The sequence below is a fragment of the Phytohabitans flavus genome, assembly GCF_011764545.1.
GTDB lineage: Bacteria > Actinomycetota > Actinomycetes > Mycobacteriales > Micromonosporaceae > Phytohabitans > Phytohabitans flavus.
Map to the genome: position 1 here is coordinate 3,979,359 of NZ_AP022870.1, position 22,339 is coordinate 4,001,697.

The following is a 22,339-nucleotide window of genomic DNA, read 5'->3' on the forward strand; positions in this document are numbered from 1 at the left end:
TCAGTCAGGCAGTCGTGTACTGCGGGGCGGCGGCCGGCACCCCCGCGCCGGCGATCGAGGCCAGGATCTCGGCGGCCCGGATCGCGGTGTTGGAGAGCAACGACGACGTGATGCCGTGTGTGTGCTCGGTGCCGCCCTGCAGGTAGATGCCGGGTCCCAGCGCGGGATCGGTCACCACCCGGTAGTCCCGCCCCACCCGCAGCCGGCCCGCCTCGTCGCGGTCGCAGGGGCAGGACGCCAGCAGTGGGCCCGGGTCCGCCGGCCGGTAGCCGGTGGCGTAGATCACCGCGTCGGCGTCGAGCACCGTCCGCTCACCGGTGGCCAGGGACTCCACTGTGGTCCGTACGCCCGACGCGGTCTCGACCGTGTCCGTGACGCGGGAGACGTTGAACAGCCGCAGCCGCTGCGCGCCGAGCACCTTCTCGCGGTAGACCCGCCGGTACAGCTCGTCAATGAGGTCGATGTCCACGACCGAGTAGTTCGTGTTCCCGTGGTAGTCCACAAGGGACTGCTTGACGTCCGCCGGCGCGTCGTAGAAGGCGTCCACCGCGGCGGGGTCGAAGATGCGGTTGGCGAAGGCGCTGTCGTCGGCCGGGCTGTACCCGTACCGGGCGAAGACCGCGCACACCTCGGCGGCCGGGAAGCGCTCGTGCAGGAACGCCGCAACCTCGGCCGCGCTCTGCCCCGCCCCGACCACGACGAAACGCTTGCCGCCCTCCAGCTCGGCGGCGCGTTCCAGCAGGTCACGGTTGTGCCAGACGCGCTCGGACGGCGCCACCTCGGCCGGCATGTGCGGGCGCAGCCCGGTGGCGAACACGAGGTTACGGGCGCGGTAGACGTTGACGCCGTCGCGACTGCGGGCGGTCACGTCGAGGTATCCGCCGTCGACCGGCTCCACGCTGATCACCTCGTGGCCGTAGCAGACGAGGTCGTCCACTTTGGCCGCCGCCCACTCGAGGTAGTCGTGGAACTCCACGCGGAGCGGGAAGAGGTTCTTGTGGTTGATGAAGTCGATCAGCCGGTCCTTGCTGTGCAGGTAGCACAGGAACGAGAACTCGCTGGTCGGGTTCCGGAGCGTCACCAGGTCCTTGAGGAACGAGACCTGCATTGTCGCGTCCTCGATCAGCATGCCCCGGTGCCAGCCGAACCGTGGCTGCCGCTCCAGGAAAACGCCGGTGGTCTTGTCCGGGGATACCGCGTTGTGTTCGGTCAACGCGATCGCCAGTGCGAGGTTCGACGGCCCGAAGCCGACACCGACGAGGTCGTACACGGGTACCGCCTGCGACATGCCTGCCCCATCACTCGGTTGCGACTTAGGACAGCCTTGCTTAAGTTACCGTGTTAGGCAAGCCTTGCTTAACTGATCACACTTTGGAGGGCAATCCATGCGGGTCGTGATGTTCGGGTACCAGACCTGGGGGCACCGCACCCTCCAGGCGCTCCTGGAGTCAGGTCACCAGGTCGTGCTGGTGGTGACCCACCCGAAGAGCGACCACGCGTACGAGAAGATCTGGGACGACTCCGTCGCCGAGCTGGCCGAGAAGCACGGCGTACCCGTGGAGATCCGCAACCGCCCCGACGAGAGCCTGGTCGAGCGGCTGCGCGAGGTGGAGCCGGACGTCATCGTCGCCACCAACTGGCGCACCTGGATCCCCCCGGAGATCTTCCGGCTGCCCCGCCTCGGCACCCTCAACGTGCACGACTCGCTGCTGCCCGCGTACGCCGGCTTCGCGCCCTTGATCTGGGCTTTGATCAACGGCGAGGAGCAGGTCGGCGTGACCGCGCACATGATGGACGACGACCTCGACGCCGGCGACATCGTGCTTCAGCGGGCAGTCCCGGTCGGGCCGACCGACACGACCACCGACCTCTTCCACCGGACCCTCGATCTCTTCGGACCGATCACTGTGGACGGACTCGCGCTGATCGCAAGCGGACGCACCGACTGGGTCAAGCAGGACCGCACCAAGGCCAGCTTCTTCCACAAGCGATCGATCGAGGACAGCCGCATCGACTGGGGCTGGCCCGCTCAGGACATCGAGCGGCTTGTACGCGCCCAGTCCGACCCGTACCCGAACGCGTTCACGTACCACCGCGGCCAGCGGCTGCGCATCCTGTCGGCATCGGTCTCCGCCGGCCGCTACGGCGGCACGCCGGGCCGGATCTTCATCCGGGAGGGGACGGCGTGGTCGTCGTGGCCGGCGCCGACGCCCGGCACGGCCGCAACCACGGCCTTCTCATCCAGCGGGTACGGCTGGACGACGGCACCGAACTGCCCGCGCTCGACCATTTCACGACCATGGGCGGGTACCTGACCGCGCACCCCTAGCCGCAAGAATCCCCTAGGGCCGGCCTCCCTTCGCTTGACACTCATCTAGCTCTATGTAACAAAGTGGAAACGTAGTCCTGACCGCCGGGGAGGCCGGTATGGGACAGGTTTCGGCACCGATCGGACATCTGGTACGGGTGGCGATCCGCTCACCCCGGCGCCTGTTCCGGGACACGCTCGCGGTCTGCCTGTCCGGGCAGCCGGAGTTCACGGTGGTCGGGCACGTCGCCGACGACCCGGCCCTGCTCGGCCTCTGCGACCTCTGTGGACCCGACCTCGTCGTGTACGACGCGGTGGCCGGCGTGGGCGAGGCGCTGCCCCTCCTGCATACGCTGCGCACCCGCTACGACCGCATCCGGCTCGTCGTGATCTACGAACGGCTCTCCCCCGCCGACATGTCCGGCAGCCGGCAGGTCGGGGTGGACACGCTGATCCCCTGCTCGCACGGGCTGGACGCGCTGCTCATGCTGCTGCACCAGCACGCCGACACGCTGCGGTCGGGCGTGGCGGTACCGGCGCCGGACGGGCTGAGCGCCCAGGAACGGGAGATCATCACGCTCACCGCCGCGGGGCACCCGGTCAGCCGGATCGCCGAGCTGCTCAACATGACGCCGTTCGCGGTGGAGAACTGCAAGCGGCGGATCTACCAGAAGCTCGCGGTCACCAGCCAGAGCCACGCGATCGCCCGCGCCATCACGCTCGGCCTGGTCAACCGGGCACCGCTGCCCCGCCCCGGGTGTACGCGGCCGGCGGCCTCACCCTGGCCGTCCTCTGTGGACCGGATGTGCCCGCCCGGTACGACGTGGCGGTGGCGCTGCTCGCCCAGCACATCCCGTTCGTCACCGACGGCGGCAACGGCGACGAGGGGCTGGACCTGTGGGACCAGGCCGGCTCGGGCACGGTGCCGGTGATCCTGGTGGACCCGACGCCGGAGGCCTGGCAGCGGCTCGGTGACGCCCGGGTGCCGATCATGGTGGTGACCAGCCGCCCGATGAGCCGCGGCGAGACACTGGACGCGCTCGGCCGGGGCGCGGTGGCCATCGTGGCGGCCGAGCGGATCGCCGAGGCCCTGGTACCGGCCCTCACCCTCGCCGCGGCCGGCCACCTGACCATCGACCCGGCCGCGGCGAACTGGCTGATCGCCGCCGCCGGCACCCACGCCGGCGAGGCAGACAGCGGCCTCCCCGAACTGACGATCCGCGAAGGCGACATCCTCCGCTCGATAGCCGCCGGCCACAGCGTAAGACAAACCGCCAGATCGCTAGGCATAGCAGAGAAGACGGTGGAAAACACCCAAGCCAGACTCTTCCGCAAGCTAGGCGCCCGAAACCGAGCCGGCGCCCTAGCCACAGCCCACGCGTTAGGCCTGCTAGAACTCCTAGACCCCTAACTGAGCTACCGCGACGTCCGTCGTGGTCCAGACCGTCGCTCCCGCGGCCTCACCCTCCGCTGTTTCACAACCCCGCCCCGCCTGCAGGCACCCGCCAGACCGGCGGTGGGCCACCAGTCGGCGGGCCTCTGGAGCTGGGCGCACCAATGCGCCCGCCCCAACCTTGACTGGCTCGGCGGTCGCGCTGGGTCCATTCAAGGCAGACAGGCGCCCGAAGGGCGCTCGGTTTGCCTTGATCAATGCTGTTACGGGCGGCCGTCTGGCAGATCGTGGTATTTAGTTGCCTCTCCAGGGGCGGTTCGATACCACGATCTCTCGCGGCAAGGTCGCTACTGATCACCAACGCCGGGTCGGGGTTTGGGCTTGGACCGCGGACCCGGCAGCGCAGACATCCCATGTGGATTTGTTGTCAAGCGGCAGTGTCAAGATCTTTTCTGTGGTGTGCCCAGGCGATGTCTTCGCTGTATGGCTTGCCTGTTTTGAGGCATCCGTGGAGGATGCCGACGAGACGGTTGCCGAGCTGGCGGAGCGCGGCGCGGTGGCCGACGCCTTTGGCCCGGAGTTGGTCGTAGTAGGTGCGGGCGCCTGGTGAGTTGTTCAGTGCGGTGAAGGCCTGCTGGCCGAGGGCGTCGACCAGCCTGTCGTTGTGGACGTAGCGGGCCAGCACAACCTTCTTCTTGCCGGACTGGCGGGTGATCGGACTGGTCCCGGCGTAGTTCTTGCGTGCTCTTGCGTCGGCGTAACGCTGTTTGTCGTCGCCGAACTCGGCGAGCACCCGGGCGCCGAGCACGACGCCAAGGCCGGGCTGGCTAAGGTAGACCTCAGCGTCCGGGTGCTCGGAAAAATGGGCCTCGATCTCCTTACCCATGGTCTTGATCTCGGCGTTGAGGGTGCCCAGGATCGCCACGTGCGCGCGCACGGTCGCGGCGAAGGCGGTAGCCACTACTGGGGGCTGGCCCAGATGCTCGGCCCGCAACGCGGCCGCGATGGCCTCGGCCTTGGCTGCCCTGCCGTGGCGGCGTGCGCGCTTGAGCGCTTCGTTGATCCGTTCGGTGCTCAGCGCGGCGGCTGCGGTCGGTTCCGGCGCGGCGCCCAGCAGCTCAAGGGCCTCCGGGGCGGTGAGATCGTCGAAGGCGACCAGCGCGGCCGGGAAGAACTCACGCAGCGCGTGACGCAGCCGCAGCATCTGCCGGGTACGGTCCCAAATCAGCGTCTTATGCACACGGGACAGGACCTTGACCGCCTCGGCCTGGGCGCTGTCCCCGGCGACCGGGCGCAGCTGGTGGCGGTCGGTGCGCACCATGTCGGCCAAGGCATGTGCGTCACCGGTGTCGCTCTTGGCACCCGACACACCACGACGCTCACGGTACCGGGCCACCTGCAGCGGATTGATCGCATAAACCTGGTAGCCGGCCGCGATCAGCGCCTGCACCCACGGGCCGCGGTCGGTCTCGATACCGACCACCACCGTCGCCTCGTCGTCCTCACCCAGGTGCTCGCCGATCATCGCGTGCAGCCGCCCGATACCCGCCACACCCTCAGGCAGCTTCGCCCGGCCCAACACCCGGCCCGTCTCGTCTTGCAACTCGACGTCGTGGTGATCCTCCGCCCAGTCATCTCCGACGAACAGCAAACTCGACTCCAATCCATAGCGGACAGATCTGCTCCGGCGAGCCTGCGGAGAACTACCAGCGACCTAATAAACGAGTGCTCACGCCACAGTCAGCGAGGCACGACATCCCATCAGCGGTCCTGTCTCCCGACCACCAACGGGGGCACGATCTGCGCTGAGGACTCAACGTCCTGGTCAGGGAAGTGCTCACCCGCCGGCGGCTACCGGAGCCGAGTATGACTGCCGCCCTACCCGGTTGCTCTTATTAGGTCGGGGATCTCGGCGAGCGCCAGCGAGCCGCCGACCTGCGCGGTGCCCGCGGGAGCATACGGCCCGCAACTGACGCGGACCGGGGCAAATACCCGCCTAAAGAAATCGACCGTAACCCCGAGCCCGAAAAACATCTATCCCCGTCGATCAGGGAGTTGGTGGGCGTGTCGGGCGGCGCGCCACTCCACGAAGTCCCTGATCAACCCGGCCGGCCGAAAGCGGAGCGCGGGGCCCGCGGCTGGGCCGCGGGCCCTCCGGGGTCAGGGTTGCTCGCCCACGGCGAACTGGACCGCGCCGTTCGAGTCGACCGCCGCGTCCAGCGACTTGTCGTCCAGGATGCGGGCCGCCTCGGTCTCCAGGAACACGCGCGCGCCTGCCTCGTCGCGGACCTCGTCGCCCTCCATTGGCTCGGCCGCGAGCGTGAGCATGAGCGCGCCCTGGGTGGCGTCCGTGGCGATGCGCAGGCCGGCGCCCTCGGGCACCTGCGGCTGTTCGGTGAGGTTACGGATCACCGCCACCGCGTTGTCGGTCAGCGTGAGCATCGGAAGCTCCCTCCAGTTTTTCTGCGTGCGACGTCTTCTTCTGCATGCAGCGTCCCGCCCGCCATACCCAGGGATCCGCCGACCGAACCTCGTCTTGACGACATCGATATGCCACTTTCGGCGGCGAAAGGCCCAGTGAACATCCTATGTCCGACACCTTCCGTCTCGCGCCACCAGCGGCGACAGGGGCGACATCGGCCAACTCCCGCCGATCCGCGAACGTATCGCGCGAGTCCCGCACCCCTGATCGCCTACTCGCGGGCGTAGCATCGGGCCGTGAACCGCGGTGAGGTGTGGACCATCGGCGACCGCACTGATCTGCGGTACCGGGTTGTCGTGCTCTCCGGCGACACGCACAACGAGCGTGCCAACGCCGCCCCCTACTGCGCACCTGTCGTGCGGCAGCGTGGCACCACGGACCTTCCGCCGTTCGCGGTGCCGCTCTCGGAGACCGACCCCGTCTCGGGCGTGGTCGTGGTCAACCGCATGCGCCGCCTCCCGGTGACGGCCGGCGCCGAGCGGCTCGGCATGATCACGGGCGCCAGCCTGTCTCGGGTGGACGACGCGCTGCGCAGCCTCTTCGAGCTGTGAGCGGCGGTCAGCAGCGCCACATCAGCAGCTCGGCGGCGGCGCCCTTGCTGATGCGTTCCTTCGCGCGCGCGTCGACTCCCGTACCCAGCGGGACGCGCTCGCCGTACAGGCGGCGGTTGTCGTCGCTCAGCGCGGTCGGGTAGCCGTCGGCCGGGCCGGGTAGCGCGGTCGTCCTGCCGTCCGGCGAGACGACCGCGGGGCCGCCGTCGCCGGGCACGGCCACCCAGCCGGACGCGTTCACCGCGGTCGCCGGCGTCGTGCGGGCGGGCCAGTGGGTGACCTTGCCGGTGCGCAGGTCCCAGCGGGCCGGCACGGTGATCACCTTGCCGCCCGTGGCCGTGCCGGGCATGTCCAGCACCTTCCGGTCCGGCTCGGTGCCCTGCACGCGCGGGGCGACCGGGCGCTTGGAGGCGACGACCTCCGCGCTCAGGCCGACCCAGCCCGCGGCCCAGCCGCCGCGCACGGCCAGGGCCTGCCCGGTAGCCGCGCCCGGAGGCAGCTCCAGCGTGCGGCCGCTGCCGTTGACGTGCCAGGCGTACGGCGCGAAGCCCGTGCCGCGGGTACCGACCACCGTGCCGTCCCCGCCCACGCCCGAGCCGCGCACGTCGGCGGGCTTGGTGACCAGCACCGGCTTCTCCAGCGGCTCGGCATACGCCCAGGACACCACCGCGAACCGCATGCCGCGCCAGGCCTCGCCGGTCACGTCACCGCGCTCGTCGACGGAGAGCGGCACCCACCAGTCGTACCCGGTCACCGGGGCCAGCTTGACCACGTGGCGGTCGCGGTAGATCCAGGCCATCGGGGCACCGCCGTCCGAGCTTGAGGTGCCGACCACGACGCCGGCGGAGTTGACCGCGCGGGGCTGGGCGTTGCCGCCGGCGCCGGGCAGCACGGTGGGCTCGCCGTCGGTCCAGAGCACCGGGCGGATCGTGCCGTCGGGCTGGACGAGGCTCGCCGCCGCGTACCGGCCGGTGGGGTCGGCGACCACCTCCCCGCTCAGGACGCCCTTGCCGGGCGGCGCCGGCAGCACCGATACCGTGCACGCGCTGAACGGCGCCGGCGCCGGCGCCGGCATCCCGGTCACCGTCTCACCGATCGGCGCCGCCCGGTCGCCGTCGCCGCTGCGGCCCAGCACCTGCCCCGCCACGGCCGTGCCGGCCAGCGCGAAGGCGGTCGCGGCGGCGACGGCCGCGTACCGCCGGCGGCGCCGCTGCACTCCCCGGCCTCGATGGCCCGCGCCAGGTCCGCGTGGGCCGGCGGCACGTGGGCGCTCTCCAGCAGCACGCGAACGTCGTCCGCCCGCTCCTCGTCCTCATTGCTCACTCGGCGAATCCCCCACCCTTGCCCGTGCCCGCCCCGGCCAACGGCGCATCGGCGAGCCGCGCGCGCAGCGTCGCGAGGCCGCGCGCGGTCTGTGCCTTCACGTTGCCGGTGGAGCACCGCATCGCCGCGGCCACGCTCTCCACCGGCATGTCACAGAGGAAGCGCATCACCAGTACCGTCCGCTGGCCCTTGGGCAGCTCGGCGAGCGCCCGCACGACGAGGTCGCGCTCCTCCACTCCGGTGTCGCCGGACGCGCCCCGCTCCGGGGTCGCCGACATCAGCCACACCTTCGACCAGGCCAGCCGCCGCTCGTCGATGTACGCGCGGACCAGCATGCGGTGCACGTACCCGTCGAGGTTGTCCGCGCTCCGGGCCCGCGCCCAGTGCACGTACAGCTTGGTGACCGTGGTCTGCACCAGGTCGTCGGCGCGGTGCTCGTCGCCGCAAAGCAGGTACGCGGCGCGGTGCCATCGGGCCAGCCGCGCCGAGACGAACTCGACGTACTCGGACGTGTCGTCCGCCCGCATCCGGTGTACTCCTCCCGACAACCCTCACCCACGATGACGAGCGAGGGTCACGGGAGGGTTGCGCCGGCGGCGGAAAAATGAGCGGGCCTCCCTTTCCGGAGGCCCGCTCTCTACAGAGAGTTACGCGGTGCAGGCGGCGTTGTTCAGGCGGATCCCGGTCGGGCCGGGCGAGCCGCTGCTCACGAACCCGATCGTGACGGACGCGCCGGCGGCGAGGCTGGTACCACCCCACGACGGCGGCCGGGCGGTTACCGCCGTACCACTCTGCGTGACCGTCGCGTTCCAGCCACTGTTGATGGTCGCGCCGGTCGGCATCGTCCAATTCACGGTCCACGGGTTGAGCGCGGCGGTGCCGTTGTTGCGTACCGTCACCTCACCCTGGAACCCGCCGGACCACTGGCTGGTGATCCGCGTGGTCCCGGTGCACGCCCCGGTGCCACCGGGCGGCGGCGACGTCGGCGGGGCGGAGGTCGGCGGGGTGGTCGGCGGGGTGGTCGTGGGCGGCGGCGAGGTGGGCGGCGTACCGCCGAACTGCACGTCCACGCAGTTGTAGAACGCCTCCGGGCTGTCCGACCGCTGCCAGATCGAGTAGATGATGTGGCGCCCCTGCTTCACCGGCAGGCGGGCGTTCCAGTAGTACTCGGACCCGGACGGGCCGCCCTGGGTGGGCGGGTTGGTCACCTGGTCGAACGGCGTCGCCTCGAGGTCCGACCACTTCAGCGGCTGGGTCGGGTCGTAGCCGTCCCTGGTGATGTACTGGTACCACGTGCCCGGGTGCGGCGCCCACGCGTTGTACCGGAACTGCATGGTGCCACCGGACTGGACGCTGGTCGTCGGCCAGTCGGTGCGGGCCGCGTTGTACGCGGCGTACTTCGTGGTGCCGCCGCCGCAGAGCTGGCCATCCGGGATGATCGCGCGGTGGTTGCCGCCGGCGTTGCTCTGGAGGACCGCGAAGAAGTCCCACAGCGGCTGCTTACCGCCCTGGGCCACGGCGGCCACGCAGGCCGGGTTGGTCGGGTTGAGGTCGCCGCCGCCGTTGGCCCGACCGTCCACATAGCACTGGTATGTGCGGGTGGCCGGGGACACGAACGCGCCGTGCGCCTCCACCGGGCTGGGCTTCAGGAGCAGCAGCGGCAGCCCGCTGCCGAGCAGCGCGGCGGCGGCGAGCACCGCCAACCTGCGTCTCGCTTTCACGTCGTTGCCTTTCGTGCCGGGTGCAAAGGGTCGTCGCCCGGACAGGCGAGGGCGCTCGCCGGGGGTGTCGCCGCTTAACACCCGGGCCCGGCACGCCTTCGCGGTCGAGAAAGGCCACTCGCGCGCGATCATTGAAACATGCGAATACCTAGGTAGACAAACGGGCCCGGCCTCCGAAGAGGCCGGGCCCGCCGCTGGTACCGGGCTCAGTAGCGCTGCTGGCTCTGCGCGTTGAGCACGTCGAACCGGTTGAACTCGGCACCGAAGAGCCGCCAGTCCCGCACCTGGAGGACGTCGAGACCCTTGACGATGTCGTTGGAGAAGATGTGGCCGTTGTAGTAGTACGCGGACCACGAACCACCCAGCACGAGCTGGGTGTCCGAGAGCGGGCCACGCTCCCAGTAGGCGATCTCCTTCGGGCGGGACGAGTTGGTGAAGTCCCACACCGAGATGCCGCCCTGGTACCAGGCCTGGACCATGATGTCACGGCCGGGCACCGGGATCAGGGAGCCGTTGTGGGCCACGCAGTTCTCGGTGTCCGCGTTCGCCCGCGGGATCTTGTAGTAGCTCTTGAACTCGAACCGCCGGCGGTCGCCCTTGCCGACGATGTCGTAGATCGCGTCGGCACCCTTGACCGGGCCGACAGCGTCGTTGCACTCGGCGCCAACGCCGCCACCAAGCTCGTCGGTGAAGACGACCTTCGTGCCGGAGTTGTTGAACGTGGCCGAGTGCCAGAACGCGAAGTTGACCGTGTCACGGACCCGGGTGATCACCCGAGGCGACTCGGGCCGCTTGATGTCGAGCAGGATGCCGTCGCCCATGCACGCACCGGCGGCGATGTCCTTCGACGCGTAAGCGGTGATGTCGTGGCAGCCGCTGGTCTCGGTGCTGGGCGTCCCCGGCGGGTTGCCGGTGTCGCCCGGGAAGAGGTTCGGCGTCGCGATGACAGCGGCGTCGGTCGGCTTCTTCACCGGAACCTTGATGATCGAGATCAGGTCGTGCGGCGGCTGGCAGTCCGGAAGCGTGGCCGACGGGAAGTACGACGAGACGTAGATGTACACCGTCTTGTGGTCCTTGCTCGGCACCAAGGTGTTCGTGTGAGAGCCGCAGTTGGTCTCCACGGACTTGACGTACCGCGGGTTGCGCACGTCGCTGATGTCGAAGATGCGGATGCCCTCCCACGACTCCTTGATCGCGGCCGACTGGGCCGTGCTCGTGCAGGAGTCGTTGTTGCGGGAGGAGTCGACCGACGTGAAGAGCAGGTTGCCGTAGACGGAGACGTCACCCTGCCCACCGATACACGCGACCTGGGAGACCAGGCGCGGGCTGCTGGGCCGGCTGATGTCGAATACGGCGAACCCGTTGTAGTTGCCGGCAAACGCGTACTTGCCCTGGAACGCGATGTCGGAGTTGATACCGGTAGCCAGGGGGCCCGACAGCGGCACGTTCGCCAGCTGACGGATGTTGCTGCTGCTGACGATCTCGTCGACGCCGGGGATCTCGTTGGTGGACGGCGACTGCGCACTCGTCGGGGAGGCGACGGACGCGGCGGCCAACGTAAGGGCGAACGCGGCCGTCGCGACGGCACTGAGCCGCCGCAACCCTTGTGGGGCGGATCTGAACATGGGCATACCCCGTCTTTCAGGCCCTTTCACCTGCGAAAGGGCTCCAGGTTGGAGCACAACTTACCGGGGCATCGTAGCCGTCGATGTGACAGCAGTCACTCGGATGTACATGATGGCGATATACCATCGCCGGCACCTGACCTCGGGAGGTTGATCTGATGGGCCGTCGCGGATATGCGATTGTCGCCGCCGTTGTCGTGGCGGTGGCCGGCATCGCGGTGGCTTTGGGGGTGCGCGCCGCGGGCCCCGACGACGGGCCGCCGGCGGCGAGCGCGACGCCGAGCCCGACCGGGTCGCCCGTACCCGTGGTCGTGCCCGGACGGCCCGGCGAGAGCGCCTCGGTGGTCTCCTCCGACCAGCTTCCCGCCCCGGACGGCAGCCTCTACAACGAGGCCGACGCCAACTTCATCCGGATGATGATCCCGCACCACAGCCAGGCTCTGGAGATGGCCGCGCTGGCCCCAGACCGGGCCAAACACCCACAGATCATCGCGGTGGCCTCGCGCATCACCGCCGCCCAGAAGCCGGAAATCGCGTACTTCCGGAGCTGGCTGAAGCAGCGCACCCTGACCGAGGAGCCGGCGGGCGGCCACGACCACGGCGGCATGCAGGGTATGCAGCCGCCCGAGGCGATCCGGGCGCTGACCAGCCTCAAGGGTGACGCGTTCGACAAGATGTTCGTGGACATGATGGTCGCCCACCACGAGGGCGCGATCGCGATGGTCACGGACGTGCTCCACTCTGGCCGCGACGAGCAGCTCAACGCGCTGGCCACGGGCCTCGCCGCCGAGCAGCAGGCCGAGATCGCCCGCATGCGGCAGATTTCCCTGTAAGTCCGAACAGGCAGGTAGTGGATCTTCCGGTGGCAGCTCCCGGGTGTGTCGGACCACGGACGCCGGCGCGGCTCAGGGGAGAGTGAGCCCGGCGTCGTGCGCGAGGAGCGCCACCTGTACCCGGTTGTTGAGCTCGAGCTTGGTCAGCACCCGGGACACGTGCGCCTTGACCGTCGCCACGCTCATGAAGAGCTCGCCGCTGATCTCCGCGTTCGACTTGCCTCGGCCGACCGCGACGGCGACCTCCCGCTCCCGCTCGCTCAGCCGCCCGAGCAACTCCAGCGCGTACCGGCGGCGGCCGTCGGCGCCGGTGTCGCTGACGTGGTCGATGAGGCGCCGGGTCACGGCGGGCGAGAGCATCGGCTCACCGACCGCGACCCGGCGCACCGCGCGCAGGATCTCGGCCGGCGGGGTGTCCTTGAGTAGGAAGCCGCTGGCACCGGCCCGGAGCGCGCGCAGCACGTACTCGTCCGCGTGGAAGGTGGTCAGCACGATCACCTCGGGCGGCTCCGGCCGGCGGCGCAGCCCCTCGGTGGCGGCGAGCCCGTCGAGGCGGGGCATGCGGATGTCCATGAGCACCACGTCCGGCGCGTACGAGCGGACGGCGGCGGCCACCTCGGCACCGTCGGACGCCTCGCCGACCACCGCGATGTCGGTCGCGCCGCCGAGGATCATGGCGAGGCCGGCGCGCACCAGCGCGTCGTCGTCCACGATCAGCACCCTGATCGGCGCGCCGGTGCCGGCGGTCGGGGCGCCGGTGTCGCTCACGCCGGCCACGGCAGCCACGCCCACAGCCGGAAGTCGCCGGACGCGGTACGGCCGTGCTCCAGCCGCCCGCCGGCGAGCGTGGCCCGCTCGGTGAGGCCCACGATGCCGGTACCGGCACCGGGGATCTCCGGCTCGGATGACACACCCACCGGCCACGGGTTGCGCACCTCGACCGAGAGCCCGTCGCCGGCCGCCCCCGCCACGATCACGTCCACAGTGGAACCGTACGCGTGCTTGCGGGCGTTCGTCAGGCCTTCCTGCACGATCCGGTACGCATTGCGCCCCACCGCCACCGGTACCTCGGCCAGGTCGTCCACCCGCCGGTCGAGGCGGACCCGCATGCCGGCCGCCCGCGACTCGTCGACGAGGCCGGGCAGGTCGGCGAGCGTGGGCTGGGGGCGGTCGGGCGCGTCCTCGGTCAGGTCGTCGGCGCGGAGCACGCCGATCACCTCGCGCAGCTCCTGGAGCGCCTGGTGGGCGCTGTCCCGGATCACGCCGGCCGCGCGGGCCACCTCCGCCGGCGGCGCGTCCGGCCGGAACTCCAGCGCGCCAGCGTGCAGGCTCAGCAGTGAAATCCGGTGGGCGAGCACGTCGTGCATCTCCCGGGCGATGCGGGCCCGCTCGGCCTGGCGGGCCTGGGTGACGCGGAGCTGCTGCTCGGCCTCCGCCCGGTGGGCGCGGTCCCGGAGCGAGAGGACGAGCTGGCGGCGGGCCCGGACCACCAGGCCCCAGGCGAGCACCAGCGCGACGGCGACGGCCGCCCAGGCCTGCTCGACCCAGTAGCTGCCGGTGGCCCACTCCGGCCGGAGCAGCGGAAACAGGTAGCCACCGGCGAGCCCGACGGCGCCGACCGCGAGCGTCACGACGACCCGCCGGTGCACCGCCACCGTGAAGAACGCGACCACCGCCGCGCCCACGCTCGTCACCGACCAGACCCCGATCGCGCTCACGACGAGGCTGAGCGTGACCGGCCAGCGGCGGCGCACCCAGAGCCCGGCGCAGCACAGCAGGCCGAGCCCGAGGTCGATCATGCTGCGCGGCTCGTCGACGCCCTGTTCGAGGCCGGCCGCGGTAATGAGCAGCGCGAGGCCGACCGCGAACAGGAAGAACACCACGTCCACGAACCAGTCGCGGGCCGTGCGGCGTACCCGCCCCTCCGGGCGGGACTCTGCCAGTAGGGCGCTGGGCAGCAGCGCACGGTATTCGGGCGTCGCCGCACCAACCATGATCAAATGGTACGACTTGTCGCGTGCCCGGGGCATCCGACCAAAGTCGAATGCGGTCCCTAGACCTCGGTCGCGCGGGACGAGCCCTCGGTCACGCGCCGCCGACCTCGGTCCGACGCGGGGTACCGGTCGCGGCCGCAGGCTGGACGCATGATCAGTGTGGAGCATCTGACCAAGCGGTACGGCCCGCACACGGCCGTGAACGACGTGTCATTCCGCTGCGAGCCGGGGACCGTGACCGGGTTCCTCGGGCCGAACGGCGCCGGCAAGTCCACGACCATGCGCATGATCACCGGCCTCACCCCGCCCACGGGAGGCACGGCGACGGTGGACGGCATGCCGTACCGGCGGCTGCCCAATCCGGGCCGCCGCGTCGGCGTGCTCCTGGACGCCTCCGCCCAGCACCCGGGCCGCACCGGTCGGGAGACGCTGAGCCTGGCCGCCCAGGTCATGGGCGTCGACCGGGGCCGGGTGGACAAGCTGCTGGACCTCGTCGGGCTGGACGCCAAGGCCGGTCGCAAGCGGGTCCGCCAGTACTCGCTGGGCATGCGCCAGCGCCTCGGCCTCGCGCACGCGCTGCTGGGCGACCCGCGCGTGCTCATCCTCGACGAGCCGGCCAACGGCCTGGACCCGGAGGGGATTTTCTGGATGCGCACGGTGCTGCGCGACTTCGCCGACCGGGGCGGCACGGTGCTCCTCTCCTCGCACCTGCTGCGCGAGGTCGAGGCGGTGGCGGACCGCCTCGTCGTCATCGGGGGCGGTCGGGTCGTCGCGGACGGCACCAAGGACGAACTGCTGGCCGGCTCCGGCATCCGGGTACGCGCACTGGAGCCCGAGAAGCTCGAGTGGGCGTTGACCACCGCGGGCGTGACTACCACCCGTACCGCGGACGGCGCCTTCGTGGCACAGGCCGACGCCGAGACCGTGGGCCGTACCGCCGCCGCGGCCGACCTCGTCCTCCTTGAGCTCCGCCCGGCCGACGGGGGCGGGCTGGAGCAACTCTTCCTCGAACTGACCACCAACGGAGCCGCCAAGGAGGCCGCCCGATGACCGCGACCGCCACCGCCACACCGGCGATCCCGACGCCGCACGCCGCGACGGCCACCCGCCCCTCGATAGGCCGCCTCACGCTCGTCGAGCTGCGCAAGATGACCGACACGCGGGCCGGCTTCTGGCTGCTGGCCGTGACCGCGCTCGCGTACGCGGCGGTGGTCGTGGTCACGCTGATCTTCGCCGACCCGCCGGACCTCACGTTCTACGGCATCTTCCAGGCCACGATGCTGCCGGCCGGCGTACTGCTGCCGGTCATCGGCATCCTGGCGGTCACCGGCGAGTGGACCCAGCGCGGGGCGCTGACCACGTACACGCTGGTACCGGAGCGGGAGCGGGTCGCCGCCGCCAAGGTGCTCGCCGGCTTCGCGCTCGCCGCCGCCTCGGTCGCCGCCGGGCTGATCTTCGCGGCGGTCGGGAACGCGTTCGGCATGACGTTCTTCGACGGCGACGGCAGCTGGCACATGACGGCCGGCGCGCTGGGCAGCGCGGTGCTCTTCCAGCTGATCAACATGACCATGGGCGTGGCGTTCGGCATGCTGCTGATGAACTCCGCGCTCGCCATCGTCCTGTACTTCCTGCTGCCGACCGTGTGGAGCGTGCTCACCGGCATGATCGACGCGATCCGTTCGGCGTCCGACTGGCTCGACCTCAGCGTGACCTCGCAGCCGCTCGTGGACAACACGATGGCCGGCGACGGCTGGGCCAAGCTCGCCGCCTCGGTGGGCCTCTGGCTGGTTGTGCCGCTAATCGCCGGTTTGGTGCGGCTCCTCCGGCGCGAGGTCTCCTAGCGGTATACAGGGGGAATGGCTGCTGACGGCGTACACCGTGAGATGTCCGTGGCGGCGGAGGCGCTGCTTGCCGCACTTGACGGCGAGCAGCGCTCCCTCGCGTCGCGGCCCTTCGCCGACGAGGCCGCGCGGCGGTGGATCGAGTACCGCCCGCGGGCCCGGCCCGGGGTGTGCATCGCGGACCTGGACCGCACCGCCCGCAAGGCCACGTACCGGCTGCTCGCGACGGCGCTGAGCCCCGCCGCGTACGCCCAGGCGATGGCGATCATCGCCCTGGAGGAGGTGCTCGACCGCAAGGAGAGCTGGACCCGCGGGCGGCACAGCAACGACTACTGGGTGACGGTGTTCGGCGAGCCGGGGCGGGACACCCCGTGGGGGTGGCGCTTCGAGGGCCACCACATCTCGGTGACGATGACCGTGGTCGACGGCGTGGTCTCCCCCGCCCCGATCTTCCTGGGCGCCAACCCGCACCGCGTCGGGTACGCCGGCGGCACCGTCCTGCGCCCGCTCGCCGCGGAGGAGGACCTGGCCCGCGCGCTGCTGGAGGCGATGGCCCGCCCGGACCGCCTGGCCGCGATCGTCGCCGACGAGGCCCCGGAGGACATCCACACTGCCACCCACCGGTCGGCGGGCAAGCCGCTGGAGCCGCGCGGTGTGGCCGCCAGCCGCCTGGGCCCCGGCGCGCGGGCGGCGCTGGACCGCCTGGTCACGCTCTACCTGGACCGCCTGCCGCCGGAGCTGGCCGGCCGCGAGTACGCCCGGATCGCGAGCGGCGAGCAGTGGTTCGCCTGGGAGGGCCCGACCCGCCCGGGTGGCCGCCACTACTACCGGGTGCAGGGCGAGGACCTGCTGATCGAGTACGACAACACGACCGACGACGGCAACCACTCCCACACCGTGCTCCGCCGCCCGCACGGCGACTTCGGCGGCGACGTCCTATCCACCCACCGCGCCACCGACCACGCCTAGGGCCGCCCGCGGAGGCTGTATTCCAAGACAAGATTTGAGCTACCGCGACGTCCGCGGGGGTCCAGGCCGCTGCTCCCGCGGCCTCGCCCTCCGCGCTTCACGACCGCGGTCGCGCACGGCCCGCTGCCCTGCGCACGGCCCGCGACGCTGCGCGGATTCGGGCGGGGGCGTCGCTTGCGGAAAGCTCTCGAGCTGGGCGCAGCACTGCGCCCAGCCAGGCTGCGGTTGCCCGCAAGACCACCACAGCAACCGGCGTCGATTGCTTAGGGCGCATTCATGCGCCCAACTCGAGAGCCGGTCGCAGCAGAGTCCGGCCTGCCCGTCCGGCCGCCGGCCGGACGGGCTCGGTCGTGGAGCGCGGAGGGTGAGGCCGCGGGAGCAGCGGTCCAGACCACCGCGGACATCGCGGTAGCCGTCATCGCGGGTCTGGGAGGCCGAACAGCGGTGCCACGCCGGTGATCCGCAGAACCTCCTCGACGATCCGCCGAGGGTCGCGTACCGACATCCGGACGCCCCGCTTCTGGGCGGCGTCGCGGCCGCGCAGCAGTGCCCGGACGCCGCTGGAGTCGAGGAACGGCACGGCGGACAGGTCCACCACGACGTCGCGCTGGGCGCTGGTGAGCGCCGCCTTGATCTCGGCGACGACGCGCTCTTCGGTCTGCATGTCGAGGTCGCCCTCCAAGTGGATGACCACCACGTCGCCGGCCTCGCCCAGACCATCGCGCGCGAGCGTCATGGGACCTCCTCCACCGCGATCAAAACTTTGGTACCCCTGACCGGCCACCCTCACACACTTGCCCTGCCCTGCTCTCGACAGCCACCGTGACGGTAACTACCATCACCACCTATGACTCCTTACACAGTGGAGACGGCGGCCTGGCAGGAGAGCTGGGACCGCCAGCAGGAGGCGTACATGCCGGACCGCGAGGAGCGCTTCGCCGCCCTCCTCGAGACGGTCGACGCGGTCACCGCCGGGCGCGCGCCTCGGGTGCTCGACCTGGCCGGCGGCACCGGTTCGATCTCGCTGCGCGTGCTGCGCCGCTTCCCAGAGGCCACGACCACGCTCCTCGACATCGACCCGGTGCTGCGGCACATCGCGTCGGGCACGCTCGGCGAGCGGGCGGAGGTGGTGACGGCCGACCTGCGTACCAAGGACTGGCTGGCCGCCCTCCCCCACCGCGACTTCGACGCGGTGCTGACCGCGACGGCGCTGCACTGGCTGGCCCCGGAGCGGCTGGCCGAGCTGTACGGCGAGATCCGCCAGGCCCTGCGCCCCGGCGGCGTCTTCGTCAACGCCGACTGCATGCCCGACGACGGCCTGCCCGGCCTCTCCGACCTGCTGGGCGAGCGCGCGGACGCGCTGCGGCACGCCCGCTACGCCGCCGGTGCGGTGCTGTCCTGGGCGGACTGGTGGGACCGCGTGGCGGCGGATCCGGCGCTGGGGCCGCTGGTGATCGAGCGCAAGCGCCTCTTCACCGGGGAGCACAGCGCGGAGTGGACGCCGCCGGTCTCGTGGCACCTCGACGCGTTGCGCGCAGCGGGGTACGCCGAGGTCGGCCTCGTCTGGCGCGGCGCTCGGGACGCCGCCGTCGCGGCGGTGAACGCCTAGGCGATCACATATTGATCATGTGACCGGCCAGGCCGTGGATCGCCTCCTTGACCGCCTCGCCGAGCGTCGGGTGGGCGTGTACGTTGCGGGCGACCTCGTGCACCGTCAGGTCCCACTGCTGGGCCAGCGTCAGCTCCGGCAGCAGCTCCGTCACGTCGGGTCCGATGAGGTGGGCGCCGAGCAGCTCCCCGTGCCGCGCGTCGCTGAGGATCTTCACGAAGCCGACCGTGTCGCCGAGGCCGTTGGACTTGCCGTTCGCCGAGAAGGGAAACTTCGCCACCCGCACGTCGAAGCCCCGCTCCCGCGCCTGGGCCTCGGTCCAGCCGAAGCTGGCGATCTGCGGCTGGCAGTACGTGGCCCGCGGGATCATCACGTAGTCGAGCTCCATCGTCTCCGCACCGCCGATGGTCTCCGCGGCCACGATGCCCATCGACTCGGCGGCGTGGGCCAGCATCAGCTTGGCCGTCACGTCACCGATCGCGTAGATGTGCGGCACGCTGGTGCGGCACCGGCCGTCGACGTCGATGGCGCCGCGGTCGGTGAGCTTGACGCCGGTGTGCTCCAGGCCGTAGCCGGTGATGCGGGGCTGGAAGCCGATCGCCTGTAGCACCTTGTCGGCCTCGACGACCTGCTCCTGCCCGTCCTTCGACACCGTGACCTTGACCGAGTCACCGGTGTCGTCGATGGACTCGACGCGGGTCGAGGTGAGCACGTCGATGCCCAGGCGGCGGTAGCGCTTGGCCAGCTCGGCGGAGACCTCCTCGTCCTCCATCGGGACGAGACGGTCGAGAAACTCGACGATCGTGACCTTTACCCCGTAGTTGCGCAGCACGTACGCGAACTCGACGCCGATCGCGCCCGCCCCGGCGATCACGATGCTGGACGGCAGCTCCTCGGAAAGGATCTGCTCCTCGTAGGTCACCACGCGCGACGACAGGAACGTCCCCGGCAGCAGCCGCGTCGTGGCGCCCGCGGCGATGATGCAGTTGTCGAAGGTCACCGTCTCCTCGCCGACACGCAGGGTGTGCGCGTCGACGAACACGCCGCAGCCGTCGTACTGCCGGATCTTGTTCTTCTTCATCAGGAAGTGGACGCCCTTGACGCGGCCGTCCGCCACCTTGCGGCTGCGCTGGTACGCGGCGCCGTAGTCGAAGGTGACCTCGCCCTGGATGCCGAACGTCTTCGCTTCCTGGGTGAAGATCTGCGCCAGCTCCGCGTTGCGCAGCAGCGCCTTCGAGGGATGCAGCCGACGTTGAGGCAGACACCGCCCCAGTACTTCTCCTCGACGACGGCGGTGGACAGGCCGAGCTGGGCGGCCCGGACCGCGGCGGTGTAACCCCCGGGCCCGGACCCCAGCACTACGACGTTGAAGTGGTCACCCATAAGGGAATCGTGACCTAACGCGACGTCAGGCGACGACCAACCGCCGAGATGAGCCGGTCGAGCTCGGAGCCGAACGGGTTGTCGTGCACCAGGTACGTCCAGGTGGCCGACGGGCGGACCAGCGTCGCCTCCTCCGGCTGCCAGTCCTCGGTCACCTCGATCGACTCGAAGGTCTCCAGCGTCCGCTGCTCGATCTTCGGGAAGAGGTCGTTGAACGCGGGCACCGCCGAGCGGTGGAACTCGTCCAGCGGGTCGAGCCGGCCCAGCGCCCGCAGGTGCACACCCTCGCGTACCTCGTTGAGCTCGGCCAGGTGCTCGGCCCACAGCCGGTCGAGGTGGTACAGCGCGATCGAGCGGCCCACCCGGGACAGCAGCTCGTCCTCGATCTCGTCGGTCTCGTCCGGGAACCTGTCGCGGAGCAGGTCGGCGGCGACGTCGGTGGTCAGCAGGCGCTCGCGGCGCTCGGCGAGGGCGATGCGCTGCTGCTCGATCACCACGCTGTACCGCCAGGTGTTGCGGTGGATCTCGTGGTTGACGCCCTCGGCGACGCGCTGGGCGTGCTCGACCGCGTACGTAACCGCGTCGTCCTGGACCAGGCCGTCGGCGTGCATCTTCGGCGAGGCGGGGATCAGCTCGGGCGCGTGGCGCACCACGAGCTCGTCCTCCAGGCCCACGAAGAAGACCGAGTGGCCGGGGTCGCCCTGCCGGCCCGAGCGGCCGCGGAGCTGGTCGTCGACGCGGCGGCTGTCGTGCCGGCCGGAGCCGATGATGTACAGGCCGCCCAGCTCGGCGATCCGGTCGTAGTCGGCCTGGTCGCTGCCGCCGAGCTTGATGTCGACGCCTCGGCCGGCCATCTGGGTGGAGACGGTCACCGCGCCGAACGTGCCGGCCTCGGCGATGATCGCCGCCTCCTCCTCGTCGTTCTTCGCGTTCAGCACGACGCACGCGATGCCGGCGGCGGTGAGGCCGGCGGCCAGCTGCTCGGACTCCTTGACGTCGAGGGTGCCGACGAGGACCGGGCGACCCACCTCGTGGGTGAGGCGGATCTCCTCGATCAGCGCCTCCTCCTTCTCGGCGAGGGTGGCGTAGATGCGGTCCGGGTCGTCCACGCGGATGCAGGGCGTGTTCGGCGGGATGACCGCGACCTCCAGCTTGAAGAACTCGCGCAGCTCGTTGCCGACCAGCACCGCGGTGGCGGTCATGCCGCAGAGGTTCTTGTACAGCGCGATGAACGCCTGCACGGTGATCGTGTCGAGCACCTCGCCCTCGGCGGTGGCGTTGAGCCCCTCCTTGGCCTCCACGGCCGCCTGGAGCCCGTCCGGCCAGCGGCGGCGCTGCGCCACCCGGCCGCGCATCTCGTCCACCAGCTCGACGGCGCCGTTGCGCACGATGTAGTCGACGTCGCGGTGCAGCAGCGCCTCGGCGTGCAGGGCGACGTTGACGGCGGAGAGCTGCTCGACGTTCTCGTCCGCGTACAGGTCGATGCCGTCCAGCTGGGCCTCGATCTCCTGGAGGCCCTTGTCGGTGAGCGCGACCGAGCGGCCGTCGTCGGCGATCTCGTAGTCACGCTTGTTGACCAGGGTCTTGACCAGCTCGGCGGCCTGGTGGACCGGGTCCTCCTCGCTGGTGACGGTACCGGCCAGCACCATCGGCACGCGGGCCTCGTCGATGAGGATCGAGTCGGCCTCGTCCACGATGCAGCAGGCCAGGTCGCGCTGCACCCGGTCGTCGATGTCGGTGACCAGCTGGTCGCGCAGGTAGTCGAAGCCGGCCTCGCTGACCGAGACGTAGGTGACGTCGTTGCCGTACGCCGCGCGGCGCTGCTCGGGCGTGGACGCCTCGGTGATCCAGCCGACGGTGAGGCCGAGCAGCTTGTACACCGGCGCCATCCAGAGCGCGTCACGGCGGGCGAGGTAGTCGTTGACGGTGAGGACGTGGACCGGGCCCTTGCCGCGGCGCACGTGCCCGTACGCGGCCATCGCGGCGGTCAGCGTCTTGCCCTCACCGGTGGCCATCTCGGCGACCTTGCCGGACAGCAGCGCCATCGCGCCGAGGAGCTGCACGTCGTACGGCGTCTGGTCGAGCCCGCGCCGCGCCGCCTCCCGCCCGAACGCGCAGATGTCCACGTAGTCGATGGCCTCGGCGGCCGCTTCGGTCAGCTCAGCGTCGCTGAGGTCAGCCAGCTTCTCCGCACGACTACCGATCTTGGGGAGCAGCTTCTCCAGCGGGCCGAGGTCGACCGTCGTCCCGGGGCGCTGGAGGAAGCGCTGCATCCTGCTTTTCAACCGCTGCGACACACCCATGGTG

20 protein-coding genes and 1 pseudogene are annotated in these 22,339 nt (G+C 70.8%); 9 read left to right on the forward strand and 12 right to left on the reverse strand.

Features of this window, described 5'->3' with window-relative positions; genetic code table 11:
- Positions 1-4: 4 nt before the first annotated feature.
- On the reverse strand, positions 5-1,288 hold the full coding sequence (locus tag Pflav_RS17270; protein ID WP_173037082.1) for a lysine N(6)-hydroxylase/L-ornithine N(5)-oxygenase family protein: 1,284 nt from the start codon (positions 1,286-1,288) through the stop codon (positions 5-7).
- Between the two features lie 97 nt (positions 1,289-1,385).
- On the opposite strand from Pflav_RS17270, the gene Pflav_RS17275 reads away from it, so the two are divergent.
- From Pflav_RS17275 to Pflav_RS17285, 3 genes are all read left to right on the forward strand, one after another.
- Complete coding sequence (locus tag Pflav_RS17275; RefSeq protein ID WP_462933157.1) at positions 1,386-2,315, forward strand: methionyl-tRNA formyltransferase; 930 nt, start codon at positions 1,386-1,388, stop codon at positions 2,313-2,315.
- A 112-nt stretch (positions 2,316-2,427) separates the two neighbouring features.
- Complete coding sequence (locus Pflav_RS17280; protein WP_173037083.1) at positions 2,428-3,240, forward strand: response regulator transcription factor; 813 nt, start codon at positions 2,428-2,430, stop codon at positions 3,238-3,240.
- A complete protein-coding gene (locus tag Pflav_RS17285; protein ID WP_173037084.1) occupies positions 3,138-3,719 on the forward strand; it encodes a LuxR C-terminal-related transcriptional regulator in 582 nt (193 codons plus the stop codon). The genes Pflav_RS17280 and Pflav_RS17285 overlap by 103 nt, the downstream gene beginning before the upstream one ends.
- A 409-nt stretch (positions 3,720-4,128) precedes the next feature.
- Here Pflav_RS17285 and Pflav_RS17290 read toward each other — a convergent pair whose 3' ends face one another.
- Positions 4,129-5,352: an IS110 family RNA-guided transposase gene (locus Pflav_RS17290; protein ID WP_173032861.1), complete on the reverse strand. Its 1,224-nt coding sequence runs from the start codon at positions 5,350-5,352 to the stop codon at positions 4,129-4,131.
- Positions 5,353-5,861: 509 nt separating this feature from the next.
- A complete protein-coding gene (locus Pflav_RS17295) occupies positions 5,862-6,143 on the reverse strand; it encodes an adhesin (RefSeq protein WP_173037085.1) in 282 nt (93 codons plus the stop codon).
- Positions 6,144-6,419: 276 nt separating this feature from the next.
- Here Pflav_RS17295 and Pflav_RS17300 point away from each other — a divergent pair, with 276 nt between their 5' ends.
- Positions 6,420-6,734: a type II toxin-antitoxin system PemK/MazF family toxin gene (locus tag Pflav_RS17300; protein ID WP_173037086.1), complete on the forward strand. Its 315-nt coding sequence runs from the start codon at positions 6,420-6,422 to the stop codon at positions 6,732-6,734.
- 7 nt (positions 6,735-6,741) lie between these two features.
- Here the strand turns inward: Pflav_RS17300 and Pflav_RS17305 are convergent, their stop codons facing one another.
- The 4 genes from Pflav_RS17305 to Pflav_RS17320 all read right to left on the reverse strand — a co-directional run bounded on the left by Pflav_RS17305 (position 6,742) and on the right by Pflav_RS17320 (position 11,403).
- Positions 6,742-7,950: a hypothetical protein gene (locus tag Pflav_RS17305; RefSeq protein WP_173037087.1), complete on the reverse strand. Its 1,209-nt coding sequence runs from the start codon at positions 7,948-7,950 to the stop codon at positions 6,742-6,744.
- Positions 7,951-8,053: 103 nt separating this feature from the next.
- A complete protein-coding gene (locus tag Pflav_RS17310; RefSeq protein ID WP_173037088.1) occupies positions 8,054-8,584 on the reverse strand; it encodes a SigE family RNA polymerase sigma factor in 531 nt (176 codons plus the stop codon).
- 120 nt (positions 8,585-8,704) lie between these two features.
- Positions 8,705-9,778, reverse strand: coding sequence for a lytic polysaccharide monooxygenase auxiliary activity family 9 protein (locus Pflav_RS17315; RefSeq protein WP_232071525.1), 1,074 nt, complete (start codon positions 9,776-9,778; stop codon positions 8,705-8,707).
- A 206-nt stretch (positions 9,779-9,984) separates the two neighbouring features.
- Positions 9,985-11,403 (reverse strand): LVIVD repeat-containing protein, encoded by a 1,419-nt coding sequence (locus Pflav_RS17320; RefSeq protein WP_173037090.1) that lies wholly within the window; start codon positions 11,401-11,403, stop codon positions 9,985-9,987.
- 158 nt (positions 11,404-11,561) lie between these two features.
- Between Pflav_RS17320 and Pflav_RS17325 the strand changes: the two genes are divergently transcribed.
- Positions 11,562-12,236 carry a DUF305 domain-containing protein gene (locus Pflav_RS17325; protein WP_173037091.1) on the forward strand — a complete coding sequence of 225 codons (675 nt, stop codon included), beginning with the start codon at positions 11,562-11,564 and terminating at the stop codon, positions 12,234-12,236.
- A gap of 72 nt (positions 12,237-12,308) precedes the next feature.
- Here the strand turns inward: Pflav_RS17325 and Pflav_RS17330 are convergent, their stop codons facing one another.
- The gene (locus Pflav_RS17330; RefSeq protein WP_173037092.1) at positions 12,309-13,022 is read right to left on the reverse strand and encodes a response regulator transcription factor; all 714 of its coding nucleotides are present in this window, start codon (positions 13,020-13,022) and stop codon (positions 12,309-12,311) included.
- On the reverse strand, positions 13,001-14,230 hold the full coding sequence (locus tag Pflav_RS17335) for a sensor histidine kinase (RefSeq protein WP_173037093.1): 1,230 nt from the start codon (positions 14,228-14,230) through the stop codon (positions 13,001-13,003). Before Pflav_RS17335 ends, Pflav_RS17330 begins: the two co-directional genes overlap by 22 nt.
- 150 nt (positions 14,231-14,380) lie before the next feature.
- Between Pflav_RS17335 and Pflav_RS17340 the strand changes: the two genes are divergently transcribed.
- The 3 genes from Pflav_RS17340 to Pflav_RS17350 are packed head-to-tail and all read left to right on the forward strand — an operon-like array spanning position 14,381 to position 17,040.
- Entirely contained in the window at positions 14,381-15,280 is a 900-nt protein-coding gene (locus Pflav_RS17340) for an ABC transporter ATP-binding protein (RefSeq protein ID WP_173037094.1), read from the forward strand.
- On the forward strand, positions 15,277-16,071 hold the full coding sequence (locus tag Pflav_RS17345; RefSeq protein WP_173037095.1) for an ABC transporter permease: 795 nt from the start codon (positions 15,277-15,279) through the stop codon (positions 16,069-16,071). The genes Pflav_RS17340 and Pflav_RS17345 overlap by 4 nt, the downstream gene beginning before the upstream one ends.
- 15 nt (positions 16,072-16,086) lie before the next feature.
- The gene (locus Pflav_RS17350) at positions 16,087-17,040 is read left to right on the forward strand and encodes a DUF3500 domain-containing protein (protein ID WP_232071527.1); all 954 of its coding nucleotides are present in this window, start codon (positions 16,087-16,089) and stop codon (positions 17,038-17,040) included.
- Between the two features lie 415 nt (positions 17,041-17,455).
- Here Pflav_RS17350 and Pflav_RS17355 read toward each other — a convergent pair whose 3' ends face one another.
- Positions 17,456-17,776, reverse strand: coding sequence for an STAS domain-containing protein (locus tag Pflav_RS17355; protein ID WP_173037096.1), 321 nt, complete (start codon positions 17,774-17,776; stop codon positions 17,456-17,458).
- A 111-nt stretch (positions 17,777-17,887) separates the two neighbouring features.
- On the opposite strand from Pflav_RS17355, the gene Pflav_RS17360 reads away from it, so the two are divergent.
- Positions 17,888-18,649 carry a class I SAM-dependent methyltransferase gene (locus Pflav_RS17360; protein WP_173037097.1) on the forward strand — a complete coding sequence of 254 codons (762 nt, stop codon included), beginning with the start codon at positions 17,888-17,890 and terminating at the stop codon, positions 18,647-18,649.
- 4 nt (positions 18,650-18,653) lie between these two features.
- On the opposite strand, the pseudogene lpdA reads toward Pflav_RS17360, so the two are convergent.
- Together lpdA and secA2 are read right to left on the reverse strand one after the other, a co-directional pair.
- A pseudogene (gene lpdA, locus Pflav_RS17365) lies at positions 18,654-20,032 on the reverse strand (dihydrolipoyl dehydrogenase).
- 14 nt (positions 20,033-20,046) lie between these two features.
- The gene (gene secA2 / locus Pflav_RS17370) at positions 20,047-22,335 is read right to left on the reverse strand and encodes an accessory Sec system translocase SecA2 (protein ID WP_173037098.1); all 2,289 of its coding nucleotides are present in this window, start codon (positions 22,333-22,335) and stop codon (positions 20,047-20,049) included.
- Positions 22,336-22,339 lie beyond the last annotated feature (4 nt).

Coding starts and splice junctions, on each gene's coding strand:
- Pflav_RS17310 (WP_173037088.1), bottom strand. CDS start 8,584: ATGCGGGCGGACGACACGTCCGAGTACGTCGAGTTCGTCTCGGCGCGG.
- Pflav_RS17355 (WP_173037096.1), bottom strand. CDS start 17,776: ATGACGCTCGCGCGCGATGGTCTGGGCGAGGCCGGCGACGTGGTGGTC.
- Pflav_RS17345 (WP_173037095.1), top strand. CDS start 15,277: ATGACCGCGACCGCCACCGCCACACCGGCGATCCCGACGCCGCACGCC.
- Pflav_RS17270 (WP_173037082.1), bottom strand. CDS start 1,288: ATGTCGCAGGCGGTACCCGTGTACGACCTCGTCGGTGTCGGCTTCGGG.
- Pflav_RS17350 (WP_232071527.1), top strand. CDS start 16,087: ATGGCTGCTGACGGCGTACACCGTGAGATGTCCGTGGCGGCGGAGGCG.
- Pflav_RS17280 (WP_173037083.1), top strand. CDS start 2,428: ATGGGACAGGTTTCGGCACCGATCGGACATCTGGTACGGGTGGCGATC.
- Pflav_RS17295 (WP_173037085.1), bottom strand. CDS start 6,143: ATGCTCACGCTGACCGACAACGCGGTGGCGGTGATCCGTAACCTCACC.
- Pflav_RS17335 (WP_173037093.1), bottom strand. CDS start 14,230: ATGGTTGGTGCGGCGACGCCCGAATACCGTGCGCTGCTGCCCAGCGCC.
- Pflav_RS17360 (WP_173037097.1), top strand. CDS start 17,888: ATGACTCCTTACACAGTGGAGACGGCGGCCTGGCAGGAGAGCTGGGAC.
- Pflav_RS17325 (WP_173037091.1), top strand. CDS start 11,562: ATGGGCCGTCGCGGATATGCGATTGTCGCCGCCGTTGTCGTGGCGGTG.
- Pflav_RS17320 (WP_173037090.1), bottom strand. CDS start 11,403: ATGTTCAGATCCGCCCCACAAGGGTTGCGGCGGCTCAGTGCCGTCGCG.
- Pflav_RS17275 (WP_462933157.1), top strand. CDS start 1,386: ATGCGGGTCGTGATGTTCGGGTACCAGACCTGGGGGCACCGCACCCTC.
- Pflav_RS17340 (WP_173037094.1), top strand. CDS start 14,381: ATGATCAGTGTGGAGCATCTGACCAAGCGGTACGGCCCGCACACGGCC.
- secA2 (WP_173037098.1), bottom strand. CDS start 22,335: ATGGGTGTGTCGCAGCGGTTGAAAAGCAGGATGCAGCGCTTCCTCCAG.